This window comes from Rhizobium sp. P2_G2 (assembly GCF_056403555.1).
Genome location: NZ_JBFUFF010000054.1, coordinates 1 through 23,738, shown reverse-complemented (window position 1 = coordinate 23,738; position 23,738 = coordinate 1). Strand labels below are relative to the sequence as shown.

Sequence of the window (23,738 nt, the reverse complement as noted above, 5' to 3'; positions counted from 1 at the left end):
CCACCATAATGGTGACATATTGACATGGACAAAAGCCGACCGACTTATGATCTGGAAGCAATCAAAGCGACGCTTGGCTCTGTCGAAACGCTGGCCATGACGTCGACGGCGCTTCGTGATGCAATCGGGCTAGGTTTTGATCGGGCGGGCGTCGCAGCCACCATATCGGGCATCGATCGGCGAATGTTTTACAAATCGATGACGACCTTCGCCGATCATCGTGTCTGGCAGGATGTTTATCATATACCAGCCGAGGGCATGGTCCTCTATGTGAAGTTTCAGTCTGACGTGGTCACCGAATTCAGGGTCATGTCGTTCAAGGAGAGATCGTGATGCAGCAACTGAGCAGGGAGTTGCCGGAGACGATGGTTTCGCCGGAGAACGGCGAATTGCTGCATCGTGGGGTGCGGCCTTTCCTGGTCACATACAAGAGCAAGAGTGTTACGGTTCAACTTCCCGGCTACTATTCGGAAGCGAGCGATGAAGGCGTTCATGTTGGCAGCGATATGTCGGTTACGGACGCAGCGCTTCGTCAACTCAAGGAAGAATTAGAAGGTATTCCGTCGCCCTCCACGATCAAGCGCGTCCGGAAAAAGCTAAAGCTTTCGCAGCGTGAGGCCGGCGGACTTTTGAAAGTTGGTGAGAATGCATTCGACAAGTACGAGCGAGGCCTTGTCGAGCCCAGCGGCCCAACCAGCCAATTGCTGCGGCTATTGGATAAGCACCCGGAGCTTGTCGAAGACTTGCGCTAAATCTGCGGCGTCGACAACAGCCATAGCCCGAACCCGGTATAGAACACCATCAGCGCCGCCAGCGGCATCTGGCTGAGGATCGCCTGCCGTGGGGTTGGAAACAGCCTCATCGCAATCAGATGCGCAATGACGATGCCGATGACATGGCCGAGCGTGATGAATATCGTCTCTAGATCGAAAATCCAGGTCACGCCATCGAGCGTGTTGAGGAACGATGTCGTGGTTTGCCAGTGCGCCGTACCGAACAGGTTCCAGCCAAGCGCAAATGGGTCGCTGACTGCAATCAGCGCATTCTGCCCGTCAATAAGCACGCTGGTGAGATAATGCGCGCCCTGGAAACCGACGGCGATCGGGACGATTGAATAGACGAGCCGTCCGGCCGCCTCCCGCCAGATTTCCCATCTGCCGGCAAGCGCACAGCCGACTATCACCGCGGCGAGAAAGACAGCCGCAAGCACCGCGAACATGCCGATCAGTCCGAACGTACCGGACACCATGACGGCGCTGCGGCCCGGAAATTCCAGCGGATTGACGCCGATCTCGCCGAGCCAGAGGAAGGTGCGCGACAGCCCATCGAACGAGACGGTGGAGAGGGTCAACAGGACGAAAAGCACGCCGGTGAGCGGTAGTGCGGTATGCGTCACGAGGCTCATACCTGGCCAGACGAGGTCGATCCCGGTGCGCGCCATGCCTTCCGCCTGCCGGTGAAAGGGAGAGAGCCGGCCAACCAGGCTGAGGAGTATCGAAAAGGGCTCGGCGCGTCCCATCCACACGGTTTCACCGAAGATCAGCGCGCCCGCCAAGTTGAAGAACCAGTAAAGGAAGATCACGCTTGCCAGCCGGGTCGGGTCGCTCGGCGCCGGATCGACGAGCTCGAACCAGGCGAAAGCGGCGAATTGGGCGATGGCGATGAGATGGCCGAAGCGCCGGGGCAGATCGGCATGTGGGACGGGATTGAAGCGGCGGACGAGTGCGATCGGTCCCGACCAGGGATTGAGTTGCGGCCAGAGCGATCCCGTGATCGCCTGCAGCACGGTGAAACATACCCACCAGACGGTCCAGAACATCGTCGGCAGCGGATTTTCAACCGGGTCGCGGGTACCGAAGGTGCCGGCCAGGAGAAGGATCGCGAGGAGCACGAAAGAGACCAAGCTGGGGATGGCTGGCGGGACATTCAGGATCATTCCGAGCCGCAGATGCCCGCCGGCGACCGATTGCGTCAGCCGCGCCGGAGTGAGCGCCAACAGGAAGAATGAAGCGGCGACGGCAAAAGCTGCGCCGAGGAGATAGTAACCTGTCGGCAGAAGCAGGATGATTGCAGCCTCGCCGCCATGCGCGAAAGCGAGGGTGGGGAGCGAAAGGAGGGCAAGAGCAAGTGGGAGGCTTATCGCGGTGCGGAAGCGGCTCCCTCTGGGGTGACATGGTGATGGAAGGAAGCCGGACAGGTCATGCCGATCGACCAAGCCAAACCACCCCCACCTCATTCCGTCGCGCCTCGCACCCGCGTTGCCGCGTCCTGCAAATCCGCCCAGGGCGCCTTGCCCGGCGCAAACCTGGCCCTGAGATAAGCGGCGAGATCAGCCAGTTGCCGATCACTGAAACTCTGGGCAAAGCCGGGCATCGACATGATCTCGACCTGCTCCGCCTTGGCTTGCCGCGCCAGCCGGGCAGGTGCTTCTGTACCATGAAGGATGGCCTGCAATACGTTGTCCGGCTTGTCGCTGTGAAGTGCCGTGTTGAGCGCGAGGTTGGCGAGCGGCGTCCCATCCGTATGGCAGGCGGCGCAGGCGCCGTCAAAAATCCTGGCACCTGCCGGCTCGGCGAGGGCCGCCGCCGTCTTTGCCTCGTTGGCGGCGGTGATCGCCGCTTGCTTCTGTTGTAACGCAGCATCCACCGACATCGGGCTTGCGAGGTAAGTCGCCATCGCCCTTATGTCCTCATCGGGCAAAGCCGAGAGCGACTTCACCACCTCAGTCATCGGACCATTGGCGCTGCCATGGTCACTGGAATGTCCATCGCGAAGATAATCGAACAGCGCCTGCTCCGTCCATCCAACCGGCCCCGTTGTCGTCCCCAAGATGGCGGGAGCCTCCCAGCCATCGGCGAAACCGCCGGCGAGATGTGCCTTGCCGGTCAGTTCGGCGCCGACGAGATTGCGCTCGGTATGGCAGGCCGAACAATGGCCAAGACTTTCCACCAGATAGGCGCCGCGGTTCCAGGCTTCGCTCTTGCTGGTATTGCTGACGCTGGTCGGCCGCAGGAACAGGGTGTTCCAGCCGGCCATCAGTCCGCGGATGCTCAAGGGGAAATAGAGGTCGGATGCCGGCGGCTTGTTGGCGGACGGTGTTTCGGCCATCAGGAAGGCGTAGAGCGCCTGGATATCTGCCTCATCGGCATTGACGAAGCTGGTATAGGGGTGGACCGGATAGAGGTGATGGCCGTCGCGCGACACGCCTTCCCGCATCGCCCGTTCGAAGGCGGGATAGGACCAGGCGCCGATGCCGCTCTTCACGTCCGGCGAGATATTGGCGGCGACCACGCGGCCGAACGGCGTCTCGAATACTCGGCCGCCAGCGAAGGCAGTGTCATCATTGCCCACATGGCAAATATTGCAGGCACCCACTGCTGCAGCCAGCCGCCCGCGCTCGATCGTCGCCGTGCTGAAGGCGCCAGGATCGGGCCGCACGATCTCCGGATAGGCAGGGCGGATCGGCGACATGACAGCCAGTCCGCCGGCCGCAATGCCCGCCAGGCCGGTTATACCGAGGCCGACCTGCCACCAGCGTCTGGTCCTGAACTTTGTCGCCCGCGCCTTTTCCCGCTTGCGGCCTTCAAGCGCCTCCAGCACCCGGTCCGGCGTCAGCGGCAATTCGCGGAAGCGGATGCCGGTGGCGTCATAGACGGCGTTGACGATCGCGGCCGCACTCGGCACCGAAGCAGATTCGCCCGCACCGCGCGGCTCTTCGTTCGGACGCGGCAGCATCAGCACATCGATATCAGGGACTTCCGGGAAGGTCAGGATCGGATAGCCGCCCCATTCGACACTCTCGACCTCGGTCCTGGAGAAATCCACCTTTTCCTTCAGCACCCGGCTGACCGACTGGATGACATTGCCGTGGATCTGATGCCGCACGCCATCCGGATTGATCATCATGCCGGTGTCCTGGCCGACCGTGACGCGGGTGACGGCGATCTCGCCTGTCTTGCGGTTGACGGCAACATCGGCCACCCAGGCCGACCATGCCGCTGGCGTGCCGGGAAATCGTCCATGCACGTAAAGCGCATAGGCGAAGCCGCGGCCATAGAGCAGATCGCCCTCGCTGCCCTCGGAACCCCAGTGGTTGCGTGGCGTCCATTTCGCCCGTTCGGCGACGGCGTGGACGAGATCGATGGCGCGCGGATCGGTCAGATAGCGCAGCCGATATTCGACGGGATCGACGCCAGCCGCCGCGGCGAGTTCGTCGATGAAGCTTTCATGCGCAAAGGAATTCGGCAGGGCCGAGACGCCGCGGAACCAGGAGGCGCGGGCAATCGGCGGCATATCATGCACCTGGATGCGCATATTGCCGAAAGCATAGGGCGGGATCGCAGTGCGGTCGCCCATCTCCATCGTCTCATTGCCGCGGATCTTTCCGGTCAGCACCAGCGCCAGCGTCGGCGCGAGGTTGGACGGATAGCGCGTCTCGAAATCATAGCCGATCGGCCCGCCTTCGAGATCGAGCCCACCGCGCACGTCGATGACCTGGCCCGCACCCTTCGGCTCCCAGGCATGCTCCTGCTCGCGGCTGAGCTGCACGCGTACCGGCCGGCCGACGGCGCGGGAGAGCAGGGCGGCATCGGCCGTGACATCGTCGGCGCAGTTGCGGCCATAGCAGCCCGCCGCCTCCAGCCGTTCGACGACGATGTCATCCTCGGCCATATCAAGCAATTGCGCCAGGTCGCGCCGCATCCAGTGCGGGTTCTGCGTGCCCGACCACGTGGTCAGTCGGCCGTCGCGCCAGTCGGCGACAGCACAGGAGGGGCCGATCGAGCCGTGAATCTGATAGGGCCAGACATAGGTGCGCGACATGGCCGGCGAAGCCGTTGCCAGTGCCGTGTCGATGTCGCCCTGTTCCCTAAGCAGACGGGTCTTCAGTGTGGGATTGTCGCGTAGCGCCTGCTCGACGTCGCTGAGGTCGGGCCGCTCCGGCTGCTCCCGCCAGAGCACTTTGAGCCGCTTCATCGCTTCGACGGCATTTTCTTCGCGCGTGGCGACGACGCCGACGAAATCGCCGACCGCGACCACGCCGACCAGGCCTGGAATATCGGCAACCGAGCTTTCGTCGACCGAGATCAGGCTGTCACCGACCATCTCGCCGTGATCGAAGCCGGCATAGGGCGGGCGGACGACGCGGCCGTGCAGCATGCCGGGCACGCGAACATCATGCACATAGGTCCATTCACCCAGGGCCTTGGCGGCGATGTCATTGCGGCGCTGGGCCTTGCCGACGACCCGATAGGCTTCTACCGGTTTGATCGGCACATCCGGATCGATCTCGATCCTTTCATGTTGGCCGGCGATCAGGTCCGCATAGCGGATCGACCAGTCGCCATGATGAATGACGCCATTCTCGACCGTGAAGCCATTGGTCTCGATATTGCGCAATTGCGCTGCCTTGCCGAGCAGATGCAGGCGCGCCGTTGCTGCCGCCTGTCGCAAGGGAATGGCCGAGATCTGGATCGTCTCGCTGGCAATCGTCGGCCCCTGGTCGGGCGCGGCCGAGGTCGTGCCGAGCACCAGTCGCACCTGCTCGAAAGCCACGTCGAGCTCTTCGGCGACGACCTGGCCCAGTGCTGTGCGGATTCCCGTGCCAAGATCGACATGGCCGTTGAAGGCACTGATCGTGCCATCCGCATGCATGGCGAGATAAATGTCCGGCTCGTTGGATGTGCCGGGCCGGACGACGAGCAGGATGTCAGGCGCTTCGAGATAGTGTTCACGCGGTGTTTCGCGAAGGCTCATGTGGCAGGCCTCATGAGCTCGGCGGCGCGGCGGGCGGCGGCGAGGATTTCGATATGCGTGCCGCAGCGACAGAGATGCCGGCTGAGCGCCTGCCGGATCTCATCCTCATCCGGAGCGGGATTGCGATAGAGCAGGCCCACTGTGGCGACGATCATGCCGTTCAGGCAATAGCCGCATTGCGCCGCCTGCATTTCGATGAAGGCGCGCTGGACCGGATGCGGCTCGGCCGCTGTCCCAAGGCCTTCGAGCGTGATGATCTCGCGCCCCTCGACGGCTGCGACCGAAATGGTGCAGGAGCGTACCGAACGGCCGTCGACCAGCACGGCACAGGCGCCGCATTCACCGAGGCCGCAGCCGAATTTCGGTCCGTTGAGCTCGAAATCATTGCGCAGAATGTAGATCAGCCGCGTATCGGGCGTGACATCCAGGGTGCGGCTCTCGCCGTTGACAGTCAGCGAAATCGGCCGCGTCTTCATGGGCAGCATCCCGCCTGCACGGCATCGGCCCGCAAGCCCCTGTCGCGCGGATGACCCATTTTCGCATTCCCCATTGGGCTTTTGCTGTCGATACCCATTGCCGGCATCTTATCCAACGCTCGTTGGTATGCAAACGAATATTGTGGTCCGCTTTGCCGCCGACGCCTATGTTTGGTGAGCCCAAAACGGACATCCACAACAGGCAAATCCACCGCTCAAACAACGTTCAACAAATCTTTTTCAACAGCTCCAGCAGCATCATCCGCTCAGCCGACGTCAACGGCGAGAGCGTTTCGTCCGTCACCGTCGCAGCAGTCTCGATGTTGCGGGCGATCGTGCTCTGGCCATCGTCTGTCAGCGACAGCACCAGCCGCCGCCCGTCCTTCGGGTCCGCCTCGGTCGTCACCAGTCCGCGCGCCACGAGCCGGTCGACCACGCCCTTGATGGTGGCGACGTCCATCGCGGTTTCTCGGCCGAGCTGATTCTGCGAACTGGGCTGGATTTCCCGCAATTTTGAGAGAGCCGCCCATTGCGTCGTCGTCAGCCTGTCGCCCATCATGCCGGAGAAGATGGCCACATGTCGTTGGTTCGCCTGGCGCAGCAGGAAACCGATCTGACGCTCGACGTGGTATTCTTCGCCGTTCGGCTTTGCATTGTCCGCCGGCTCTACACTCTCGTCCATGGTATCCATCGGCATTCCGGTCGTCATTGCCATCTGCTGAAGGAGTGGTTTAATGGGCGGAATTCATTTGTCAACGAAGCATCGCGATCCCCAATGGATTGCTTGACAGAAGGCGAAGTGAGTCCGATACTCGTTTGCATACAAATGAAATTGTCCAGATCGACAAAGGCAGGAGTTTCGGGATGGTCAAGCAGGTCGTCGAAGCCGCCGAGAACGGCAAGATCCGTTGCGATGCCTGTCCGGTCATGTGCTACATTGCCGACGGCCGGGCCGGTGCCTGCGACCGTTACGCCAATCAGGGCGGCGAACTGATCCGCGTCGATCCACTGACTATCATCGAAGGCACGGTTTCGGCCGGCGGCAAGGTCGTGCCCTTCATGCCCGACGAGCCCGGCGAGGACTGGAACGGCGACCTCGTGCATGCGCGCAAGCCCTTCGTCACCGCCGTTGGCGCCGGCACCACCTATCCGGACTACAAGCCCGCGCCCTTCATCGTTTCGCAGAAGCAGAACGGCGTCGATATGGTGACCGTGGTCACCGAAGGCATCTTTTCTTATTGCGGCGCCAAGGTGAAGATCGACACCGACCGCTTCCTCGGCCCGGAAACGGCGGCCGTGCGCGTCGACGGCGAGGCGATCGGCCATGTCATGACCGGCGAATATGGTTCACAGATGCTGTCGCTCGGCGGCGTCCATCATCTGACCGGCGGCTCCAAGAAGGAGGGGCGCGTCACCTGCGATGCGCTGTTAAGACTCTGTAACAGCGAACCCGTCGAACTGACGATCGACGGCGGGGCCAGCATCGTCGTCCAGGCCGGCAAGGCGCCTGTTATCAATGAGGTCGAGGAGCATCGCATGCGCGTCGGCTGCGGATCAGCCACCATCGGCATGTTCGCCCGCCAGTGGCGGGACATGGTCGATGAGGTCGTTGTCGTCGACGACCACATTACCGGCGTGCTTTCCGAGCACCAGGCCGGCAAACYGCTCAACATTCCGTCGACCGGGATCAAGATCAAGGGCCGTCGCTCGACCCCCGGCCGCTATTTCCAGGTCGCCGAACCTGGCACTGGCTGGGGCGGCACCAATATCGCCGATCCGCTGACGATTCTGGGCGATTTCGACCCCAAAGTTGCCTATCCGGGTCTCCGGATGCTGATGGTGTCGACCACCGGCGAGCAATATGGCTACTATATCCTCGATGAGAACCTGAAGCCGCAACTGCAATCCGTGCTGCCCGCGCCGATCCAGGAATCCGTCGAAATCATCGCCGAGAATTGCGAGCCGGCGCTGTCGACGGTGCTCTTCATGGGCGGTGCCGGCGGCAGTCTGCGCGCCGGTGTCACGACCAACCCGGTGCGGCTGACCCGCTCGGTGCGAGAAGCGCTGACCCACGTCTCCTGCGGTGGTGCACCGGCCTATGTCTGGCCCGGTGGCGGCATCACCGTCATGGCCGACGTGACCGAAATGCCCTCCAATTCCTTCGGCTATGTGCCGACGCCGGCGCTGGTGGCGCCCATTGAATTCACCATGCGACTCGAAGATTATCGCGCGCTCGGCGGCCATATGGAGGCCATCGTGCCGATCGAGGAGGCGCTCGCGCTGGCCGAGCGCAAGATCGCTCCGGTCTCGCATGGCGCCTGGCCGACGGCGGAACAGAATTTCAAATGGGGCGCGTGAGCCTCGGTAAGAGTTGAATGATGATCGGCCCGACTGCCCAGTTTATCGACGGTGACCAGAACGGACGGCTGCACCTGCAGCACGGGCCGATCGACCTGATCATCGGCGTCGACGGGGCGATCTCGCTGGAGCTCGAAGCCTATTTTCGCCACCATGCCTTTGCGCTCGCCAACCGCCGCTTCAAGACCATTTTGGAAGAGCTGGTTGCCGAACTGCCGCTGCTGAAATCCCAGATGCGTCGCGATAGCGTCGAGCCAAAGGGCACGACTGCGCAGCGGATGATGGAGGCGGTCAGGCCCTATGCCGAAACCCATTTCATCACGCCGATGGCGGCCGTGGCCGGCGCTGTCGCAGACGAGATCCTGGCTGCCATGCTGGCCGGCTTTCCCGCCGACCAGCGGCCGGCCCGCATCTATGTCAACAATGGCGGCGACATTGCCCTGCATCTCGATCAGAATGCCGAATTCCGTGTTGGCATGGCGCGCGAAGACGGTGCAGCGCTCGGCGCTTTCGTCGTCGCAGCAGATCATCCGATACGCGGTGTCGCTACGTCGGGCCGCGGTGGCCGCAGCCTTTCGATGGGCATTGCCGATTCCGTCACCATCCTTGCCCGCGATGCCGCCGCCGCGGATGCCGCGGCCTCGCTGGTCGGCAATGCCGTCGACCTGCCGCGACATCCAGCCATACGCCGCGCCCGCGCCGTCGACGTGATCGATGACAGCGACCTTGGCGAGCATCTGGTGGTCACCGGCTGCGGGGATCTGAGCCGCGAGGACTGCGAGGCCGCACTTGCATCGGGCGCCGCAGAGGCGGAGCGCTTTATTGCTGCAGGCCTTATCCATCGCGCCGGTCTTTTCCTGAAAGGTCACGGCCGGGTGGCCGATGGCCTCGCCGCTGATGGCCCGGCCATTGATGCCGAGATTTCCCTTCCGGAGACGAAACGCTATGCCTGAACCAAAAATCCGTAAGATCTTCACCTCCGTCGAGGAGATTTTTCACGAGGGCGGGCCGGTGGTCGACAAGCCGCTCAAGCGCGGTGCGGTGGTTGCCGTCATCGAAAATCCGTTTGCCGGCCGCTATGTCGAGGACATCACCGGCTTCATGAAGGACCTGGAGCCGCTCGGCCTCGACATGGCCAATCGTCTGGTTGCCGCGCTTGGCGGCGACAAGAATGTGGTCGAAGGCTATGGCAAGGGCGCCATCGTCGGCACGGCCGGCGAACTCGAACACGGCGCCCTCTGGCATGCGCCGGGCGGCTACAGCATGCGCGCCGTGCTCGGTGACGCCAAGGCCATCGTGCCGTCAACCAAGAAGGTCGGCGGTCCAGGCACAAAGCTCGACGTGCCGGTGACGCATATCAATGCCTCCTATGTCCGCAGTCATTTCGACTCGATCGAAGTCGGCATTGCCGACGCGCCGCGCGCCAATGAAATCCTGCTGGTTCTGGTGATGACCACGGGCGCCCGCGTCCACAATCGCGCCGGCGGCTTGAAGGCCGAAGACATCAAGGGTGAGGACGGCCTGCGGTGACCGGCCTGCGTGCCGAAATCCGCAAACTCGCTGTTTTCGTCGAGGAAACGCATGGCGAGATGGGGCAGGCGGTCTCGCCACCCACCCGCAAGGCCGCAGCCGTGGCCGTCATCCGCAATCCCTTCGCCGGCCAATATGTCGACGATCTGAGCGCACTGATCGACATCGGCGCCGAACTCGGCGGCCTGCTCGGTCGCAAATGCGTCGAGGCGCTGGGCATAGCGCCGGGCGAAGCGCAGAGCTATGGCAAGGCGGCAATGGTCGGCGAAGATGGCGAACTCGAACACGCCGCCGCCATCCTGCATCCTTCGCTCGGCAAGCCGTTGCGCGAGGCGGTCGAAAAGGGGGCAGCCCTCGTGCCGTCATCCAAGGCGATCGGGAAACCTGGCGATATGCTCGATATCCCGCTCGGGCATAAGGATGCGGCCTATGTCCGTAGTCATTTCGACGCGATGCGGGTTTTTCTCAACGATGCGCCGCGCGCCGGCGAGATTATGGTCGCTGTCGCCGTGACCGATAGCGGCCGGCCATTGGCGCGGATCGGTGGGCTGAAGGCCAGTGAAATCGAAGGCAAAGACGGCTTGAGATAACAGCTTGACAGCTCTGGCTTTCGCGGTCAATTTCATTTGTATACGAATGAATTCTGGGAGTCATCATGTCCGAATTTCGAGGGGAATCCGAGGCTCAGCAGAGCCAGGTCGCGGGCATCGATGTCGGCGGCACCTTTACCGATCTTGTTCTGTTCGATGCCGCGCATGGCACGGTGCGGCTCGCCAAGGTGCCGACCACGCTTCCCAACCAGTCTTTTGGCGTGCTGGACGCGCTGGATGCGGCCAAGGTCGATATCGCTGCCCTCGACCTCATCGTCCATGGAACAACCACCACCACAAATGCAGTGCTGGAGCGCAATCTCTGCCGCACCGGCCTGATCACCACGATGGGCTTTCGCGATGTGCTGGAACTCGGCCGCCGCACCCGTCCGCAGCCCTATGGCATGAAGGGCGAGTTCCGGCCGATCATCCCGCGCGACCTTCGACTCGAGATCCCTGAGCGCATGGATGCCGCGGGCAAAATCCTGACGCCGCTGGACGAGGATGCGTTGAAGGCCGCCTTGCAGACGCTGATCGACCGCGACTGCGAAGCCCTGGTCATTCATTTCCTGCACGCCTATGCCAATCCGGCACATGAACTTCGCGCCGCCGAACTGGCGCGGGAAATCTGGCCGAACGACAATATTACCATGGGCCACGCGCTGCTTTCAGAGAGCCGCGAGTTCGAACGTGGCGTCACCGCCGCAGTCAATGCCTCGGTGCAGCCGCTGTTGCGCCGCTACGTCGAACGTCTGGCCGACCAGTTGGCGAGCCGCGGCTACAAGCATGACGTGCTGGTGATGAACGGCAATGGCGGCATGGTCTCGGCCCGCCATGTCGCGGTCGAGGCGGCGAAGACCGTGATGTCAGGCCCAGCCTCGGGCGTCATGGCCGCAGCCTATACCGGCCGCCGCGCCGGCATCCCCAATCTCATCACCTATGACATGGGTGGTACTTCGACGGACGTGGCGCTGATCCGCGATGCCGAACCGGCTGTGTCGAACGAGATCGAAATCGAATATGCCATGCCGATCCATGTGCCGATGGTCGATGTCCGCACCGTCGGCGCCGGCGGCGGCTCGATCGCCCGCGTCACGGCGGCCGGACTGCTGCAGGTCGGGCCGGAAAGCGCCGGCGCCTCGCCGGGGCCGATCTGCTATGGCCGAGGCGGCACGCGGCCGACCATTTCCGACGCCAATCTGCTGCTTGGCCGGCTCAATCCGGCGCGGCTGAATTCGGTGCCGGGCGGCATGTCGCTCGATGACATCAGGTCAATCTTCCAGAAGGAGTTGGGTGATCGGCTCGGCCTCGATGCGACCGGTGCGGCCGATGCCGTCATCCGTATCGCCAATGCGCGCATGTCGGATGCGGTGCGCATGGTCTCGGTCAGCCTCGGCGAGGATCCGCGCGATTTCGCACTGTTTGCCTTCGGTGGGGCAGGGCCGCTGCACGCCTCGGCCATTGCCCGCGAACTCGGCATTCCCAGGGTGCTGGCGCCGTCCCGGCCAGGGATAACCAACGCTCTAGGCTGCGTCGTCGCAGACCTCCGGCACGATTTCGTCAACACGGTCAACCGGCCGCTCGCGGTGGTCGATATCGCTGCCGTGCATGCGCTCTTCGCCCGGCAATCGGAGGAAGGCAGGCGGCTGATCGGCAAGGAAGCAGTTGCGATCAGCGAAATCCGAGAAATCTGTTCCGTCGACATGCAGTTCATCGRCCAGACGCATTTGCTGCGCGTGCCGCTTCCCGGTCCGACGCCGAGCGTCGAGGAATTGCAGCAGCGCTTCGAAGAAGCCTATTTCAACCGGTTCCATGTCGAACTCAACGAAATCCGCGCCAATCTCGTCAACGTCAACACATCGGTGATCGGCCGACGCGCCGAAATCGACCTTTCCGTACTGATCGATCCCGCGGGCCGTAAGGCGACGCTTGTCGAGGCCGAGACCGGCCGCCGCCAGGTCTGGTTCGGACAGTGGATCGACACGCCGGTCTATTGGCGCGACCATCTGCCGCCCGCTGCGGCCATTTCCGGTCCCGCGATCATCGAGCAGATGGACACGACCATCATCATCGAACCCGGCGACCAGGCGGCGCAGGATCATGACGGTAATATCATCATTACGGTCGGAGGTGCCACATGACGCTCGATCCCATCACGCTTTCCGTCATCCAGTCCGGTCTGCAGCAGGTCTGCGACGAGATGGACCTGAGCTTTTCCCGCGCCGCCTTCTCGCCCGTCATCGCCGAAGCCAATGACCGCTCCGACGGCATCTATTCCGCCGTCGACGGTTCGCTGATCGCCCAGGGCTCGGCAGGCCTGCCGGTCTTCGTCGGCACGATGCAATATTCCACCCGTGTGCTGATCGAGATGATCGCATCGGGCAAGGCGGCGGCACCCAAGCCGGGCGATATCTATATCGTCAACGATCCCTATCTCGGCGGCACGCATCTCATGGACGTGCGTTTCGCCATGCCGGTCTATCGCAATGGCGAAATCTTCTGCTGGCTTTCCAATACCGGCCATTGGCCGGATACGGGCGGAGCGGTGCCCGGCGGCTTTTCAGCCTCGGCGACATCAGTCGAGCAGGAAGGGCTGCGCCTGCCGCCGGTGCGGCTCTTCAAACAGGGCCTGCTCGACCCCGAAATCTACGCGATCATCTGCTCGAATATCCGCGTCGCCGACCAGCGTATCGGCGATGTCAAGGCGCAGGCAGCGGCACTACTCGTGGGCGAGAAGCGGCTTGCCCGCATTCTCGACCGCTATGGCGACGACACGGTGAAGGAGGCGATTGCCGAACTGCGCAAGCGCGCCGCCGAACAGATGCGTGCCAATTGCCGGCTGATCCCGGACGGCGTTTACAAGTCAGTCGCCTATGTCGACAGCGATGGCGTGGTCAATGTGCCGCTGGAAATCCGGCTCGCGATCACGGCAAAGGATGGCGTGCTCGATTTCGATTTCACTGGCTCGTCAAAACCCTGCGCGGGGCCGATGAATTCCGTGCTGGCGACAACGCTTTCGGCCGTCTATCTCGGCATGCGTCACATCTTCCCCGACGTGCCGATCAGCGCCGGCGCCTTCGAGCCGCTGAGAGTCATTCGGCCGGAGGGCACATTCCTCGACGCGCAATATCCGCGGCCGGTCTCGGGCTGTGCCGCCGAGGTCAGCCAGCGCATCGCCGAGGCCGTGTTCCTGGCTCTGGTCGAGGCGTTGCCGGATCGGGTGACGGCGGCGCCTGCCGGCAGTTCCGGCAATTTCGCCCTAGGCGGCCATGATCCGGAACGCAATCGAGGCTTCGTCATGTACCAGATTTCCGGCGGCGGCTATGGCGGCAATGCCGATCATGACGGGTTGACGAATGGCTGCTCGACCATTGGCATTTCCAAGGCGCCGCCGGTGGAGATCATGGAACAGCAGTTCCCCGTTCTCTATCATCGCTACGCGCTGCGCGAAGGCTCCGGCGGCGCGGGCAAACATCGCGGCGGCTTCGGACTGGACTATGAGATCGAACTCCGACGCGGCGAAGCCACTGCGAGCTTCGTTATGGACCACGGCCGCTTCGGCCCGCCCGGCGTGCTCGGCGGCAAGGACGGCCGGCCGAACACCGTGACGGTTTGGCAAAGCGGCAAAGCGGTTGTTCCCGAACATCTTTCCAAGGCGCAGGATATTCCGATGAAGCCGGGCGACCGTGTCCGGGTGGGGACGCCGGGCGGTGGCGGCTATGGCGATCCCATGGCGCGCGATCCCGAAGCCGTGGCCGAAGATGTGCGGTTGGGGCGGTATTCTACGGAAGAGGCGAAGGCGTATTTCGGGGTGGTGGTTGGAGTGGATGGGAGCGTGGATTTGGGGGCAACAAGGGGGCTGCGCGGCCGATAGGGCGCGTTTGGGTGTTCTCTGACCCCTCGCAACTTCGGCCATGCGATCGGCTACGACTCCCCCTCAATCCTCCGAATACCGTTCCTCCCGCCAGGGATCACCATACATGTGATACCCGTTCTGCTCCCAGAACCCCGGCCTATCACCCGCCATCAGCTCAATCCGCCGCAGCCATTTGGCGCTTTTCCAGAAATAGAGATGCGGCACGACCAGCCGCATTGGGCCGCCATGGTCTCGAGTGATCGGCGCGCCTTCCCAATGGGTTGCAAGGATCGCGTCTTCGGAGGCAAAATCCTCCAGCGGTAGGTTGGTCGTATAGCCGTCATAGCCCGTCAGCATCACATGTGTGGCTTCCGACCTGGGCATGGAGAGGTCGAGCAGGTCGCGGGTGGAGACGCCCTTCCATTCGTTGTCGTAGCGCGACCATGTCGTGACGCAGTGGATGTCGCTCAACTTTTTGCTCTGTTCCAGCGCCTGGAATTCCGCCCATTTCAGCGTCAGAGGCGTCTCCACGAGGCCACGGACTTCGAGCTGCCAACTGTCGGTTGAGACGGATGGCGTCTGGCCGAGGTCGAGTACCGGCCAATTCTTCACCAGATGCTGCCCGGGCGGCAGTCGCTCGGTTTCGGCGCGGGATATACGTCCGGTGAGGAATTTGTGCTCGGTCGCCCAGCGGCGCTTTGAGGTGGTCAGCTTGCTGTCGGCGGGCGTCTGCTCTTCGCTCATATCCGTCTCCCTTGGCATCATGGAATGCAGACTATGCTCGCATCGGACTGTCAAGTTCCAGCACTGTCACGGCTCGCACGATCGTGCACGTCCCTCAGTCCATCTGCGACATGTCAAGACAAAAGCTAAGGAACTTTTGATTTTTTGATGAGTTGTCCTGCCAGTGAAATTAGCGGTGAACGGCCGAGAAACCTCGCCGTTCAAGGAGAAAAACATGATCGCACGCGTTGTGTCTGCGGCCATTGTCAGTGTCGCATTTATGTCCGGCCTTGCCCAGGCGCAGGACATCGCTCTCGCAAAGAATTCCATGCGTCTCTTCGGCGGACCCTCGATGAATTATCCCCGCATCGGTCTCATAACCTGGGGGCAGGGCCTCAAGGTGCTCGGCTGTCAGGATAAGGGCTGGTGTGAGGTGATGGCGGATGGTCAGCGCGGCTGGGTGCCGGCGGCCAAGATTGTCTATCCAGGCACACCGGAAAACCGCATGCAGAGCGACCAGCCGCTCGACCGCGTGACGCTCTGAAGCCGGCATGTTCAATTCGTCCTGAAACGCGTGACACCCGCTCGATCATCTTTATAAATGGCTGCATTCATTGAGCCATTTGGGAGGGAGACATGCGTTTCGAATTGATGTTGCCGCACCATGTCCGCCAGGCGATCGCGGAAAACTGGCCGGTCGTGCTGCAATTGGGCGTGCTCGAATATCATGGCGAGCACATGGCTGTCGGAATGGATACGCTGGCAGTGACCAAGATCATCGACATCCTTGAACAGGAGATGCYGATGGTGGTGATGCCCGCTTATTATTACGGCGCCGCAAGCTATGCTGTCGCTGGCCCCACGAAGGGCTCGTTGCATGTCGACGCCGAGGCGGTCATGCCGATGGCCAAGCAGATCTATACGGGCCTGCTCCGGATCGGCTTCCGCAATATCCATGGCTTCATCCACCACCAGACGGAGAATTTCGAGGTCGGAATGCCGACCGATCTGGCGTTCAAATTCGCCGCGCGCCAAGCGATTTTCGCACTCATCGAAAAAGAGTGCGGCGAGGGCTGGTGGGGCGACGAGACGCTTGCTGATTACTATGCCAAACAGGCTGCTGGATCCGATCCGTTCAACTGGATCAAGACACATCCGCTGATGACGGCGGACATCCGCGCGCAATACCCCTTCGATCACGCCGGCATCGGCGAGACGTCGCTGATGCTGTCGCTCTGCCCGGAAGCAGTGGACATGGCGCGTTTGTCGGACGGCGACTGGTTCACGCGCAGCGCCGCGCAGGCCTCCAAGGAACTGGGCGACAAGGGGCGTGACCTGATCCTCGATCATCTTCGACACGTCCTCGCTCCCGGCCCTTGAACCTTTGCGCAGCTGCCGGAAGTATTAGATTTTGCTAAATAAATTTCTTTTTAAGAGATTTATGCGACTGTCGCGGGAATATTTCCTCGCCGCGTTAAAGCAGCTTTCCGTCAGGGGTGTCACGGTCGCGTAATGTCCAGCGAAACAAAAATTAAAAGCGGTGACCGAGGCCGTCTGCCGCGCTTATTTTCGTTGCATTATCTGCCGGCATTCGTGGCGATCGTCGCCATGGTCGGCATCATGGTCTATGCGGACCTGCAGAACCAGTCGAGTGCACGCGCCGAGAAGCGCGCCAAGGCGTCGGAACAGATCGGCCTGCTTCAGACCAAGATTGAGGACAGCATTCAGGTCGATGTCGAGGTCGTGCGTGGCCTGGTCGGTGCGCTCGAAGTCAATCCGGACATGGACCAGGCGCACTATTCCGAGCTCGCCAGGCGTGTGCTCGACGGCAAGACGCAGTTCCGCAACATCGCGGCAGCCCCCGGCTTCGTCGTTCGCATGGTCTATCCCTTCGAGCCGAACAAATCCGTGATCGGCCTGGACTATCTGAAGAATGATGCCCAGCGTCCCGCGGCGTTGCAGGCGCGCGACACCGGTCGCGTCATCGTAACTGGCCCTGTCCGCCTGATACAGGGAGGCGAAGGTCTGATCGCGCGGTTTCCGGTAACGAGCATGCAGGCCAATGGCGAACCGCGCTTTTGGGGAATTGTCTCGGCGGTCATCTCCTTGCAGTCGCTTTACCACCAAAGTGGGCTTCTCGGCGTCGACCCGTCGCTTGACGTCACGCTGACCACGATCTCGCGCGATCAGGTGTCGGACCGGCTGTTTTACGGCAAGCCCGATGTCATGACCCGCGACCCCGTGCGCACGGTCGTACGCGTCGGACATGAAGACTGGTTGATCGCTGCCGCCCCGAAGGATGGCTGGGACCTGCCGATGGCCGATGTCTGGCGCTTCCGGCTCATCCTGCTGTTCGGTGAATTCATCATCATCCTGCCGATGATCTGGGCCGGACGGCTGATGGAAGAACGCCAGCGCAACATGCGCACGCTGGAGCAGCGCGACGATCAGATGCGCCTKCTCTCCCATCGTCTGCAGATCGCGCTCGAGACCTCCAAGATCGGCATCTGGGAATTTGACATCATCGCCGACAAGCTGATCTGGGACGATCGCATGAAGGATCTCTACGGTGTCCCGCCGGAAAGGGCGATTGCCGTCTATGAGGACTGGGAACGCGCTCTGCACCCCGATGATCTCGTACTGGCGAAGCGCAAATTCGCCGATGTGATCGCGACCAATGGCGAATATCGGGACCAGTTTCGTGTCGTTGCCCGCGATGGCTCCATTCGCTACATCCGCGCGATCGGCACGACCTATGCCGATTCTCGTGGCGGCAAGAAGATTGTCGGCGTCAACTGGGATGTGACGACGGATATCCATCTGCAGGCCGATCTCCGCGACGCCAAGCTCAGGACCGACCAGCAGAACCTCGAACTGGAAAAGGCGCGCCTGCGCATGGAGAGTGCCGCTCTCCATGATGCACTGACCGGKCTGCCCAATCGGCGCTATCTCGACCAGATCATGGTGGAAATGGACGAGGCCGACCCCAGCCTGCCGACCACCGTCCTGCATATCGATCTCGACCGCTTCAAGGATATCAATGATACGCTCGGCCATGCCGCCGGCGACCTGATCCTCAGGCACGCCTCGACCACGCTCGGCGAAAGCATTCGTCCGGGTGATTTCATCGCCCGCATCGGCGGCGATGAATTCGTCATCATTTCGCGCGAGCCTGCCGGCGCCGAGGACTATACCGAAATCGCGGCGCGCCTGATCGATGCGATCAGCAGGCCAGTCGACTATGAAGGCCATGAATGCCGGGTCGGCGCCAGCATCGGCATCGCCACGCGCAGCCATGACGAGAAGCTCGATCAATTGTTGGTCAATGCCGACATCGCCCTCTACGAGGCCAAACGACGCGGCCGCAACCGCGTGGAAAAATTCTCCGACGCGCTCAAGCTCGCGGCTGTGAACACCAAGAAGACCGCCGACGAGATCCTGCGCGGACTCGAGCAAAACGAGTTCGTGGCCTGGTTCCAGCCGCAGTTCGACGCCAATAGTCTGGAGATCGTCGGCATCGAGGCACTGGCGCGCTGGGACCATCCGTCCAAGGGTGTGCTTGCCCCCGACGCCTTTCTGAAGATCGCCGAGAGTATGAAAGTGGTTTCGGCGATCGATGACGTCGTGCTGACCCAGGCGCTGCTGCAGCGTTACAGGCTGGAGGCGAACGGCATCAACATACCGAAAGTGTCGGTCAATGTTTCTGCCCAGCGCCTCCGCGACGAGACGCTCATAGACAAACTGAAGGCGCTCTCCTTCCAACCGGGCACGCTCTCCTTCGAACTGCTCGAATCGACGTCCTTCGACGGCCATGACGGGGAACTCATCCCGCAGATCGACAGGATTCGCGCCTTGGGCATCGATATCGAGATTGACGATTTCGGCACCGGTTATGCCTCGATCGTGACCTTCCTGAAGCTCACGCCCCGACGGCTGAAGATCGACCGTCAGCTGATCGCCCCGATCATCGAGTCCACTGAGCACCAGCGCCTGGTGCGCTCGATCATCGACATCGGTCGGGCGCGGGGAATCGAGATCGTTGCCGAAGGCGTCGAGACGATGCAGCATGCCGCCATTCTGCGTGATCTCGGTTGCCAGGTTCTGCAGGGTTACGCCCTCTCCAAGCCGCTCTGCCCGGCGGAACTCCTGACTTTTGTCAGAGAGCGTCGATGGCTTCAGCGCCCCGCCAGCCTGGCGAGTTGATCCCAGACCGAGTTGCCGTTGGGTCTGCACAGCATGAAAATACCGTGCGGAACCGTACGCATTCTTTGAAAATCCTCAGGCGACATGCTACGGCTACCTTACAATTCAAGCGACTGTTGGGAGTGACCGCCGATGACGGCTGCCGGCAAGCAAGTCACGATCGTGATGATCGAGGATGACGAAGGCCATGCGCGCCTGATCGAGAAGAATGTGCGTCGCGCCGGCGTCAGCAACCAGATCATGCCCTTTACCGATGGCAATAGCGCGCTCGATTTCCTGCTTGGCAAGGATCGAAGCGGCGAAGCCAGTATCGACCGCTATCTCCTGATCCTGCTCGATCTCAACCTGCCCGACATGTCGGGCATCGACATCCTGGAGAAGGTCAAGTCGAACCAGCATACGAAGCGGCTGCCGGTCATTATCCTGACCACGACCGACGATGAGCGGGAGATCCAGCGTTGCTATGATCTGGGGGCCAATGTCTACATCACCAAGCCGGTGGATTATGAGAATTTCGCTCACGCGACCCGCCAGCTCGGGCTGTTCTTTTCCGTTATGCAGATTCCCTAACGGCCTCGATGGCTAGGACGCTTCTTTATATCGACGACGATGACGCGCTCGTGCGGCTTGCCGAGAAAACGCTTGGCCGCGCGGGGTTCGACGTCGAGCATGCCCACGACCCCCAGGCCGGGCTGTCGCGTCTTGAGCGCGGCGGCATCGACGCGATTATCCTCGACCATTACCTGACAGGCTCGACGGGTCTCGATCTGCTGCAGATCCTGAAAGAGCGGCATTTCGACATTCCCGTCGTCTATGTTACCGGCTCCAGCGAGGCAACGATTGCCGTGGAGGCATTGAAAGCAGGGGCTGCCGATTATGTCATCAAGACGGTCGGAGACGATTTCTGGCCGCTGCTTGCCAATGCCATAGAACAGGCGCTGGAAAATGCGGAATTGCGGGCGGCGCAGATACGCGCTGAAAATGAGATCAGGGCCGGCAAGGAACGCGCCGAAATCCTGCTTGCGGAAGTCAATCATCGCGTCGCCAACAGCCTGTCCCTGGTCGCGGGGCTCATCCGCTTGCAGGCAGGCAGCCATGCGGACGAGGCGGTCAAGGCAGCACTCAGCGAAACCCAGGCGCGCATTTCCGCCATCGCCAGCATGCACCGCAGCCTCTATACCAATGACGATGTCCGCCATGTCGAAATGGACCGCTATATCAGCACGCTCGCCAACGAACTTGCAGAATCCATGGCCAAGGACAAGCGCAAGTCCAATATCGTCTGTATGCTCGATCCGATGTCGCTCGCATCCGATCGCGCCGTCTCGGTGGGCATGATCGTTACCGAACTTCTGACCAACGCGATCAAATATGCCTATGCCGATGACGAAGATGGCGAAATTCGTGTGGAATTGACGCGCATCTCGCCGGAAACGGCGCTGCTCGCGGTCGAGGACGATGGGGTGGGCTTTGATCCCGAAGGTCCGATCCAGGGAACGGGGCTCGGATCGCGCGTCGTGGCCTCGATGGCGAAAAGCATTGGCAGCGGCATACGCTATGTGTCCCGCACGCAGGGCACCCGTGCCGAGGTCACGCTCGACCTCTAATGACCGTGCAGCAACAAAGAAAAAGCCGGCCTGTCTTGCAAGCCGGCTTGGAGATGGTGCTGCAGTATGGCTTGGCTCAGCCGACGAAGGTGCGCGTGGTCACGGCGAGCGAATCAGAATCCGGTCCGTAATCGGCCTCTCCCTCGACATTCAGAAGTTCGGCAAGCCGTGTGCGCGCCCGGTTGACGCGGCTCTTGATCGTGCCGATGGCGCATTGGCAGATTTCCGCCGCCTCCTCGTAGGAGAAGCCGGATGCGCCGATCAGGATGATGGCCTCGCGCTGGTCGTCTGGCAGTTTTTCCAGCGCTACCTTGAAATCCTGCAGATCAAGCGCGCCGTATTGGCCCGGATTGGTTGCGAGCTGCTCGGTATAGTAACCTTCCGAATCCTGGATCTCACGGCCGGCCTTGCGCACCTGACTGTAAAATTCGTTGCGCAGAATGGTGAATAGCCAGGCCTTCATATTGGTGCCTGGCTCGAACGAACTTTTCTTGGCCCAGGCTTTCATGATCGTGTCCTGCACCAGGTCGTCGGCACGGTCATGCCGGCCGGTGAGCGAAACGCCGAACGCGCGCAGGCTGCCGAGACAGCCCAGCAGCGCCCGCTTGAAATCCTTGTCGGTCTCGGTTTCGACCTCGGCCGCCATTATTCAGTCTCCTTGACCCTTGCCGCGTCCATAGCCGCGCGTTCCGCCTCATCCAGACGTTCGAGCAAGTCCAGGAAGCGATCGGGGATCGCCTGCTCCTGCAAAGAATCGTAGTACTCCTTCAGCTTTCTGGGAATTTCGCCAAATGGTCCGGGTAGACCATGACCCTCCATTCTATCTGATTGATTATTTTTCATTGGGTATCGTGCTCGCATGGTTTGCGGGTTGGTTTGATCCAGACGCCAGAACGCTGTTTAAGCGGAAAAAGTTCCGGCATCGTGAAACAAATTTTTCAAGTGTTTCAAGCTGGCTATGGCGAAATCGAGAAGCAGCCAGGCACCTTCTGGAACCTGGGCCGTTCTCATGCATTTCCATCGCAAGAGTTTGAAAGGAGAATATCATGCTTTACTATGCGCTTCTGTTCCTGGTGGTTGCGATTGTTGCCGGTGTACTTGGGTTCTCCGGCCTCGCCGGCACGTCGGCGGGTATCGCTCAGGTCTTGTTTTTCCTGTTCCTGGCATTCCTGGTCATCTCCTTGATCATCCGGGCAATTCGCAGCGTCTGACGACGTGCGACCGACAAAGGCAGACCGGGCTGAAAAGGTCCGGTCTTCCCGTTCGAGACTGCGATCTAAGGGCGGGAGTTCCGGGTTTCATTTAAAATCAAATTTTTTTGTAAACCCATGGAACCAGATCGCGTGACGAGAGTTTTAGAGTTGCAAGAATGGATTCCCCTCGTCTGTTTTTGCTTCGCGGCGCCTCATCCGCCCCTTCACCCCCCGAAGGCGCCCATCAAGGAGAGAACCCTTCCCTTCCGCCGGAACGGTTCTCTCCTTTCTATTTTCTGCACTTCCGTTTCCGCATCTTCTCCGCCATGTCAGCGCACGAAAAAACATTCGTCCGCGGAACAACGTCTGTGGGATTCGCATTTAGCAATCGAATGCGGCAACCGCTGCCTTGCAAGGGCCGGGAGACAGTCGAGCGCCGACAAGATGAGGCGGATGAGGACAGCATGGCAACCATACTCATCATCGTTCTCATCCTTCTGCTGATCGGCGCGCTCCCGACATGGCCGCATTCCCGCAACTGGAGCTACGGCCCTACGGGGCTCATAGGCACTATCCTGCTCATCGCCGTTATTCTGATGTTGATGCGGGTGATCTGATGCTGACAAAAACAAGGAGATAGACCATGGCAACCATGTCCAAAATCCTGTCCGACAAGGAGTCGGCGCCGTCCGTCGAGGATCTTGAAGCCCAGATCACGGAATTGCGCCGGGAGATCGCGTCACTCACCAAGAATATCGCTGCCTTCGGTCAGGCCAAGGCGGACGAATATCGCTCCGGCATCGAGGGCATCGCGTCGGACGCCGTGCAGGCCTCGCTCAATGCACTGCACAGCGCGCGCGACGAGGCCGCGTCCCTGGAAGAGAGCTTTGAGGAGCATGTTCGCGCCCGCCCTTTGCAATCGATCGGGATCGCGCTCGGCGTGGGCTTCCTCGCCGCTCTTTTGACACGGCGGTGAGCATGGCGGCACTGTTCCAAGCCTTGGCGCTCAGACTGCAGGACTCCGGCGAACGCGCAATGCTGACGGTGATCACCTATCTGGTCGCCGCATTGCTGTTCATGCTCGCCATCGCAGCCTTTATCTACGCGGCGGCGGTCGCTCTGACGGAGGCCTATGGCCCGGTCGTGGCAGGGGTTGTCATCGGTGTCGTCGCTGCCCTGTTGGGCCTGATGACCATTGCTTGGCTATCTTTGCGCAAGCGCAGCCTGCGCCGCAAGATGCAGCTTCGCCGGCTTGCCGCCCAGCCGTCGCTGGCCGACACCGCCGCCACGGCATTGCCGATCATGCTGCAAAAGAATCCGCTCGGCGTTCTCATCGTCGCTGCGGCGGCGGGTTTCCTGTTGCAGCGCTCGACGCAGCATCGAAAATGATGGAATCTTACTGCAATGAGTCTGGGATGGAGAGAGTGCCATGTGAGAGAGTGCCATGT

Annotated in this window: 24 protein-coding genes; 17 read left to right on the top strand and 7 right to left on the bottom strand. The window is 61.5% G+C overall.

The features are described from left to right. Nucleotides 1-24: 24 nt before the first annotated feature. Both AC1D06_RS27595 and AC1D06_RS27590 read left to right on the top strand, forming a co-directional pair. Nucleotides 25-333, top strand: coding sequence for a type II toxin-antitoxin system MqsR family toxin (locus AC1D06_RS27595; RefSeq protein WP_477877550.1), 309 nt, complete (start codon nucleotides 25-27; stop codon nucleotides 331-333). Continuing rightward, complete coding sequence (locus tag AC1D06_RS27590) at nucleotides 333-752, top strand: type II toxin-antitoxin system MqsA family antitoxin (RefSeq protein ID WP_477877551.1); 420 nt, start codon at nucleotides 333-335, stop codon at nucleotides 750-752. The genes AC1D06_RS27595 and AC1D06_RS27590 overlap by 1 nt, the downstream gene beginning before the upstream one ends. Here AC1D06_RS27590 and AC1D06_RS27585 read toward each other — a convergent pair. The 4 genes from AC1D06_RS27585 to AC1D06_RS27570 form a co-directional block, all read right to left on the bottom strand. Beyond that, nucleotides 749-2,215, bottom strand: a complete 1,467-nt coding sequence (locus tag AC1D06_RS27585) for a hypothetical protein (RefSeq protein WP_477877552.1) — start codon at nucleotides 2,213-2,215, stop codon at nucleotides 749-751. The genes AC1D06_RS27590 and AC1D06_RS27585 overlap by 4 nt on opposite strands. A 17-nt stretch (nucleotides 2,216-2,232) precedes the next feature. After that, a complete protein-coding gene (locus tag AC1D06_RS27580) occupies nucleotides 2,233-5,754 on the bottom strand; it encodes a molybdopterin cofactor-binding domain-containing protein (protein ID WP_477877553.1) in 3,522 nt (1,173 codons plus the stop codon). Further along, nucleotides 5,751-6,230, bottom strand: coding sequence for a (2Fe-2S)-binding protein (locus AC1D06_RS27575; protein WP_477877554.1), 480 nt, complete (start codon nucleotides 6,228-6,230; stop codon nucleotides 5,751-5,753). Before AC1D06_RS27575 ends, AC1D06_RS27580 begins: the two co-directional genes overlap by 4 nt. Before the next feature lie 226 nt (nucleotides 6,231-6,456). Then, on the bottom strand, nucleotides 6,457-6,912 hold the full coding sequence (locus tag AC1D06_RS27570) for a MarR family winged helix-turn-helix transcriptional regulator (protein ID WP_477877623.1): 456 nt from the start codon (nucleotides 6,910-6,912) through the stop codon (nucleotides 6,457-6,459). 182 nt (nucleotides 6,913-7,094) lie between these two features. Here AC1D06_RS27570 and AC1D06_RS27565 point away from each other — a divergent pair, with 182 nt between their 5' ends. From AC1D06_RS27565 to AC1D06_RS27540, 6 genes are all read left to right on the top strand, one after another. Beyond that, complete coding sequence (locus AC1D06_RS27565) at nucleotides 7,095-8,588, top strand: 6-hydroxynicotinate reductase (RefSeq protein ID WP_477988998.1); 1,494 nt, start codon at nucleotides 7,095-7,097, stop codon at nucleotides 8,586-8,588. 20 nt (nucleotides 8,589-8,608) lie between these two features. Further along, nucleotides 8,609-9,541 carry a UPF0280 family protein gene (locus AC1D06_RS27560; protein WP_477988997.1) on the top strand — a complete coding sequence of 311 codons (933 nt, stop codon included), beginning with the start codon at nucleotides 8,609-8,611 and terminating at the stop codon, nucleotides 9,539-9,541. Next, the gene (locus tag AC1D06_RS27555) at nucleotides 9,534-10,118 is read left to right on the top strand and encodes an amino acid synthesis family protein (RefSeq protein WP_477988996.1); all 585 of its coding nucleotides are present in this window, start codon (nucleotides 9,534-9,536) and stop codon (nucleotides 10,116-10,118) included. The genes AC1D06_RS27560 and AC1D06_RS27555 overlap by 8 nt, the downstream gene beginning before the upstream one ends. Nucleotides 10,119-10,123: 5 nt before the next feature. Then, nucleotides 10,124-10,708 carry an amino acid synthesis family protein gene (locus tag AC1D06_RS27550; RefSeq protein ID WP_477877624.1) on the top strand — a complete coding sequence of 195 codons (585 nt, stop codon included), beginning with the start codon at nucleotides 10,124-10,126 and terminating at the stop codon, nucleotides 10,706-10,708. A gap of 65 nt (nucleotides 10,709-10,773) precedes the next feature. Next, the gene (locus tag AC1D06_RS27545) at nucleotides 10,774-12,849 is read left to right on the top strand and encodes a hydantoinase/oxoprolinase family protein (protein ID WP_477988994.1); all 2,076 of its coding nucleotides are present in this window, start codon (nucleotides 10,774-10,776) and stop codon (nucleotides 12,847-12,849) included. Continuing rightward, on the top strand, nucleotides 12,846-14,582 hold the full coding sequence (locus tag AC1D06_RS27540) for a hydantoinase B/oxoprolinase family protein (protein ID WP_477988992.1): 1,737 nt from the start codon (nucleotides 12,846-12,848) through the stop codon (nucleotides 14,580-14,582). The genes AC1D06_RS27545 and AC1D06_RS27540 overlap by 4 nt, the downstream gene beginning before the upstream one ends. 63 nt (nucleotides 14,583-14,645) lie before the next feature. Here AC1D06_RS27540 and AC1D06_RS27535 read toward each other — a convergent pair whose 3' ends face one another. Beyond that, nucleotides 14,646-15,308, bottom strand: a complete 663-nt coding sequence (locus AC1D06_RS27535) for a sulfite oxidase-like oxidoreductase (protein ID WP_477988991.1) — start codon at nucleotides 15,306-15,308, stop codon at nucleotides 14,646-14,648. A gap of 214 nt (nucleotides 15,309-15,522) precedes the next feature. Here AC1D06_RS27535 and AC1D06_RS27530 point away from each other — a divergent pair, with 214 nt between their 5' ends. The 5 genes from AC1D06_RS27530 to AC1D06_RS27510 all read left to right on the top strand — a co-directional run bounded on the left by AC1D06_RS27530 (nucleotide 15,523) and on the right by AC1D06_RS27510 (nucleotide 21,097). Beyond that, nucleotides 15,523-15,831, top strand: coding sequence for an SH3 domain-containing protein (locus AC1D06_RS27530; protein WP_477877561.1), 309 nt, complete (start codon nucleotides 15,523-15,525; stop codon nucleotides 15,829-15,831). A gap of 92 nt (nucleotides 15,832-15,923) precedes the next feature. After that, on the top strand, nucleotides 15,924-16,667 hold the full coding sequence (locus AC1D06_RS27525; protein ID WP_477988989.1) for a creatininase family protein: 744 nt from the start codon (nucleotides 15,924-15,926) through the stop codon (nucleotides 16,665-16,667). 132 nt (nucleotides 16,668-16,799) lie between these two features. After that, nucleotides 16,800-19,490, top strand: coding sequence for a bifunctional diguanylate cyclase/phosphodiesterase (locus AC1D06_RS27520; RefSeq protein WP_477988987.1), 2,691 nt, complete (start codon nucleotides 16,800-16,802; stop codon nucleotides 19,488-19,490). Between the two features lie 132 nt (nucleotides 19,491-19,622). Next, nucleotides 19,623-20,060 (top strand): response regulator, encoded by a 438-nt coding sequence (locus AC1D06_RS27515; RefSeq protein ID WP_477988985.1) that lies wholly within the window; start codon nucleotides 19,623-19,625, stop codon nucleotides 20,058-20,060. Between the two features lie 8 nt (nucleotides 20,061-20,068). Continuing rightward, nucleotides 20,069-21,097 (top strand): sensor histidine kinase, encoded by a 1,029-nt coding sequence (locus AC1D06_RS27510; RefSeq protein WP_477988983.1) that lies wholly within the window; start codon nucleotides 20,069-20,071, stop codon nucleotides 21,095-21,097. A 76-nt stretch (nucleotides 21,098-21,173) separates the two neighbouring features. Here AC1D06_RS27510 and AC1D06_RS27505 read toward each other — a convergent pair whose 3' ends face one another. Together AC1D06_RS27505 and AC1D06_RS27500 are read right to left on the bottom strand one after the other, a co-directional pair. Continuing rightward, nucleotides 21,174-21,743 carry an RNA polymerase sigma factor gene (locus tag AC1D06_RS27505; protein ID WP_477877566.1) on the bottom strand — a complete coding sequence of 190 codons (570 nt, stop codon included), beginning with the start codon at nucleotides 21,741-21,743 and terminating at the stop codon, nucleotides 21,174-21,176. Continuing rightward, the gene (locus AC1D06_RS27500) at nucleotides 21,743-21,916 is read right to left on the bottom strand and encodes a NepR family anti-sigma factor (protein WP_477989026.1); all 174 of its coding nucleotides are present in this window, start codon (nucleotides 21,914-21,916) and stop codon (nucleotides 21,743-21,745) included. Before AC1D06_RS27500 ends, AC1D06_RS27505 begins: the two co-directional genes overlap by 1 nt. A 227-nt stretch (nucleotides 21,917-22,143) precedes the next feature. Here AC1D06_RS27500 and AC1D06_RS27495 point away from each other — a divergent pair, with 227 nt between their 5' ends. From AC1D06_RS27495 to AC1D06_RS27480, 4 genes are all read left to right on the top strand, one after another. Next, nucleotides 22,144-22,308, top strand: a complete 165-nt coding sequence (locus tag AC1D06_RS27495) for a DUF1328 domain-containing protein (RefSeq protein ID WP_477877568.1) — start codon at nucleotides 22,144-22,146, stop codon at nucleotides 22,306-22,308. A 446-nt stretch (nucleotides 22,309-22,754) separates the two neighbouring features. Continuing rightward, nucleotides 22,755-22,907 (top strand): DUF3309 domain-containing protein, encoded by a 153-nt coding sequence (locus AC1D06_RS27490; protein ID WP_477877569.1) that lies wholly within the window; start codon nucleotides 22,755-22,757, stop codon nucleotides 22,905-22,907. Nucleotides 22,908-22,933: 26 nt separating this feature from the next. After that, nucleotides 22,934-23,266, top strand: coding sequence for an ElaB/YgaM/YqjD family protein (locus AC1D06_RS27485; RefSeq protein ID WP_477988982.1), 333 nt, complete (start codon nucleotides 22,934-22,936; stop codon nucleotides 23,264-23,266). Nucleotides 23,267-23,268: 2 nt separating this feature from the next. Further along, a complete protein-coding gene (locus tag AC1D06_RS27480) occupies nucleotides 23,269-23,679 on the top strand; it encodes a hypothetical protein (protein WP_477988980.1) in 411 nt (136 codons plus the stop codon). Nucleotides 23,680-23,738: the final 59 nt, after the last annotated feature.

Coding starts and splice junctions, on each gene's coding strand:
- AC1D06_RS27510 (WP_477988983.1), top strand. CDS start 20,069: ATGGCTAGGACGCTTCTTTATATCGACGACGATGACGCGCTCGTGCGG.
- AC1D06_RS27595 (WP_477877550.1), top strand. CDS start 25: ATGGACAAAAGCCGACCGACTTATGATCTGGAAGCAATCAAAGCGACG.
- AC1D06_RS27480 (WP_477988980.1), top strand. CDS start 23,269: ATGGCGGCACTGTTCCAAGCCTTGGCGCTCAGACTGCAGGACTCCGGC.
- AC1D06_RS27580 (WP_477877553.1), bottom strand. CDS start 5,754: ATGAGCCTTCGCGAAACACCGCGTGAACACTATCTCGAAGCGCCTGAC.
- AC1D06_RS27560 (WP_477988997.1), top strand. CDS start 8,609: ATGATCGGCCCGACTGCCCAGTTTATCGACGGTGACCAGAACGGACGG.
- AC1D06_RS27575 (WP_477877554.1), bottom strand. CDS start 6,230: ATGAAGACGCGGCCGATTTCGCTGACTGTCAACGGCGAGAGCCGCACC.
- AC1D06_RS27515 (WP_477988985.1), top strand. CDS start 19,623: ATGACGGCTGCCGGCAAGCAAGTCACGATCGTGATGATCGAGGATGAC.
- AC1D06_RS27540 (WP_477988992.1), top strand. CDS start 12,846: ATGACGCTCGATCCCATCACGCTTTCCGTCATCCAGTCCGGTCTGCAG.
- AC1D06_RS27570 (WP_477877623.1), bottom strand. CDS start 6,912: ATGGACGAGAGTGTAGAGCCGGCGGACAATGCAAAGCCGAACGGCGAA.
- AC1D06_RS27490 (WP_477877569.1), top strand. CDS start 22,755: ATGGCAACCATACTCATCATCGTTCTCATCCTTCTGCTGATCGGCGCG.
- AC1D06_RS27535 (WP_477988991.1), bottom strand. CDS start 15,308: ATGAGCGAAGAGCAGACGCCCGCCGACAGCAAGCTGACCACCTCAAAG.
- AC1D06_RS27505 (WP_477877566.1), bottom strand. CDS start 21,743: ATGGCGGCCGAGGTCGAAACCGAGACCGACAAGGATTTCAAGCGGGCG.
- AC1D06_RS27530 (WP_477877561.1), top strand. CDS start 15,523: ATGATCGCACGCGTTGTGTCTGCGGCCATTGTCAGTGTCGCATTTATG.
- AC1D06_RS27485 (WP_477988982.1), top strand. CDS start 22,934: ATGGCAACCATGTCCAAAATCCTGTCCGACAAGGAGTCGGCGCCGTCC.
- AC1D06_RS27555 (WP_477988996.1), top strand. CDS start 9,534: ATGCCTGAACCAAAAATCCGTAAGATCTTCACCTCCGTCGAGGAGATT.
- AC1D06_RS27500 (WP_477989026.1), bottom strand. CDS start 21,916: ATGGAGGGTCATGGTCTACCCGGACCATTTGGCGAAATTCCCAGAAAG.
- AC1D06_RS27495 (WP_477877568.1), top strand. CDS start 22,144: ATGCTTTACTATGCGCTTCTGTTCCTGGTGGTTGCGATTGTTGCCGGT.
- AC1D06_RS27590 (WP_477877551.1), top strand. CDS start 333: ATGCAGCAACTGAGCAGGGAGTTGCCGGAGACGATGGTTTCGCCGGAG.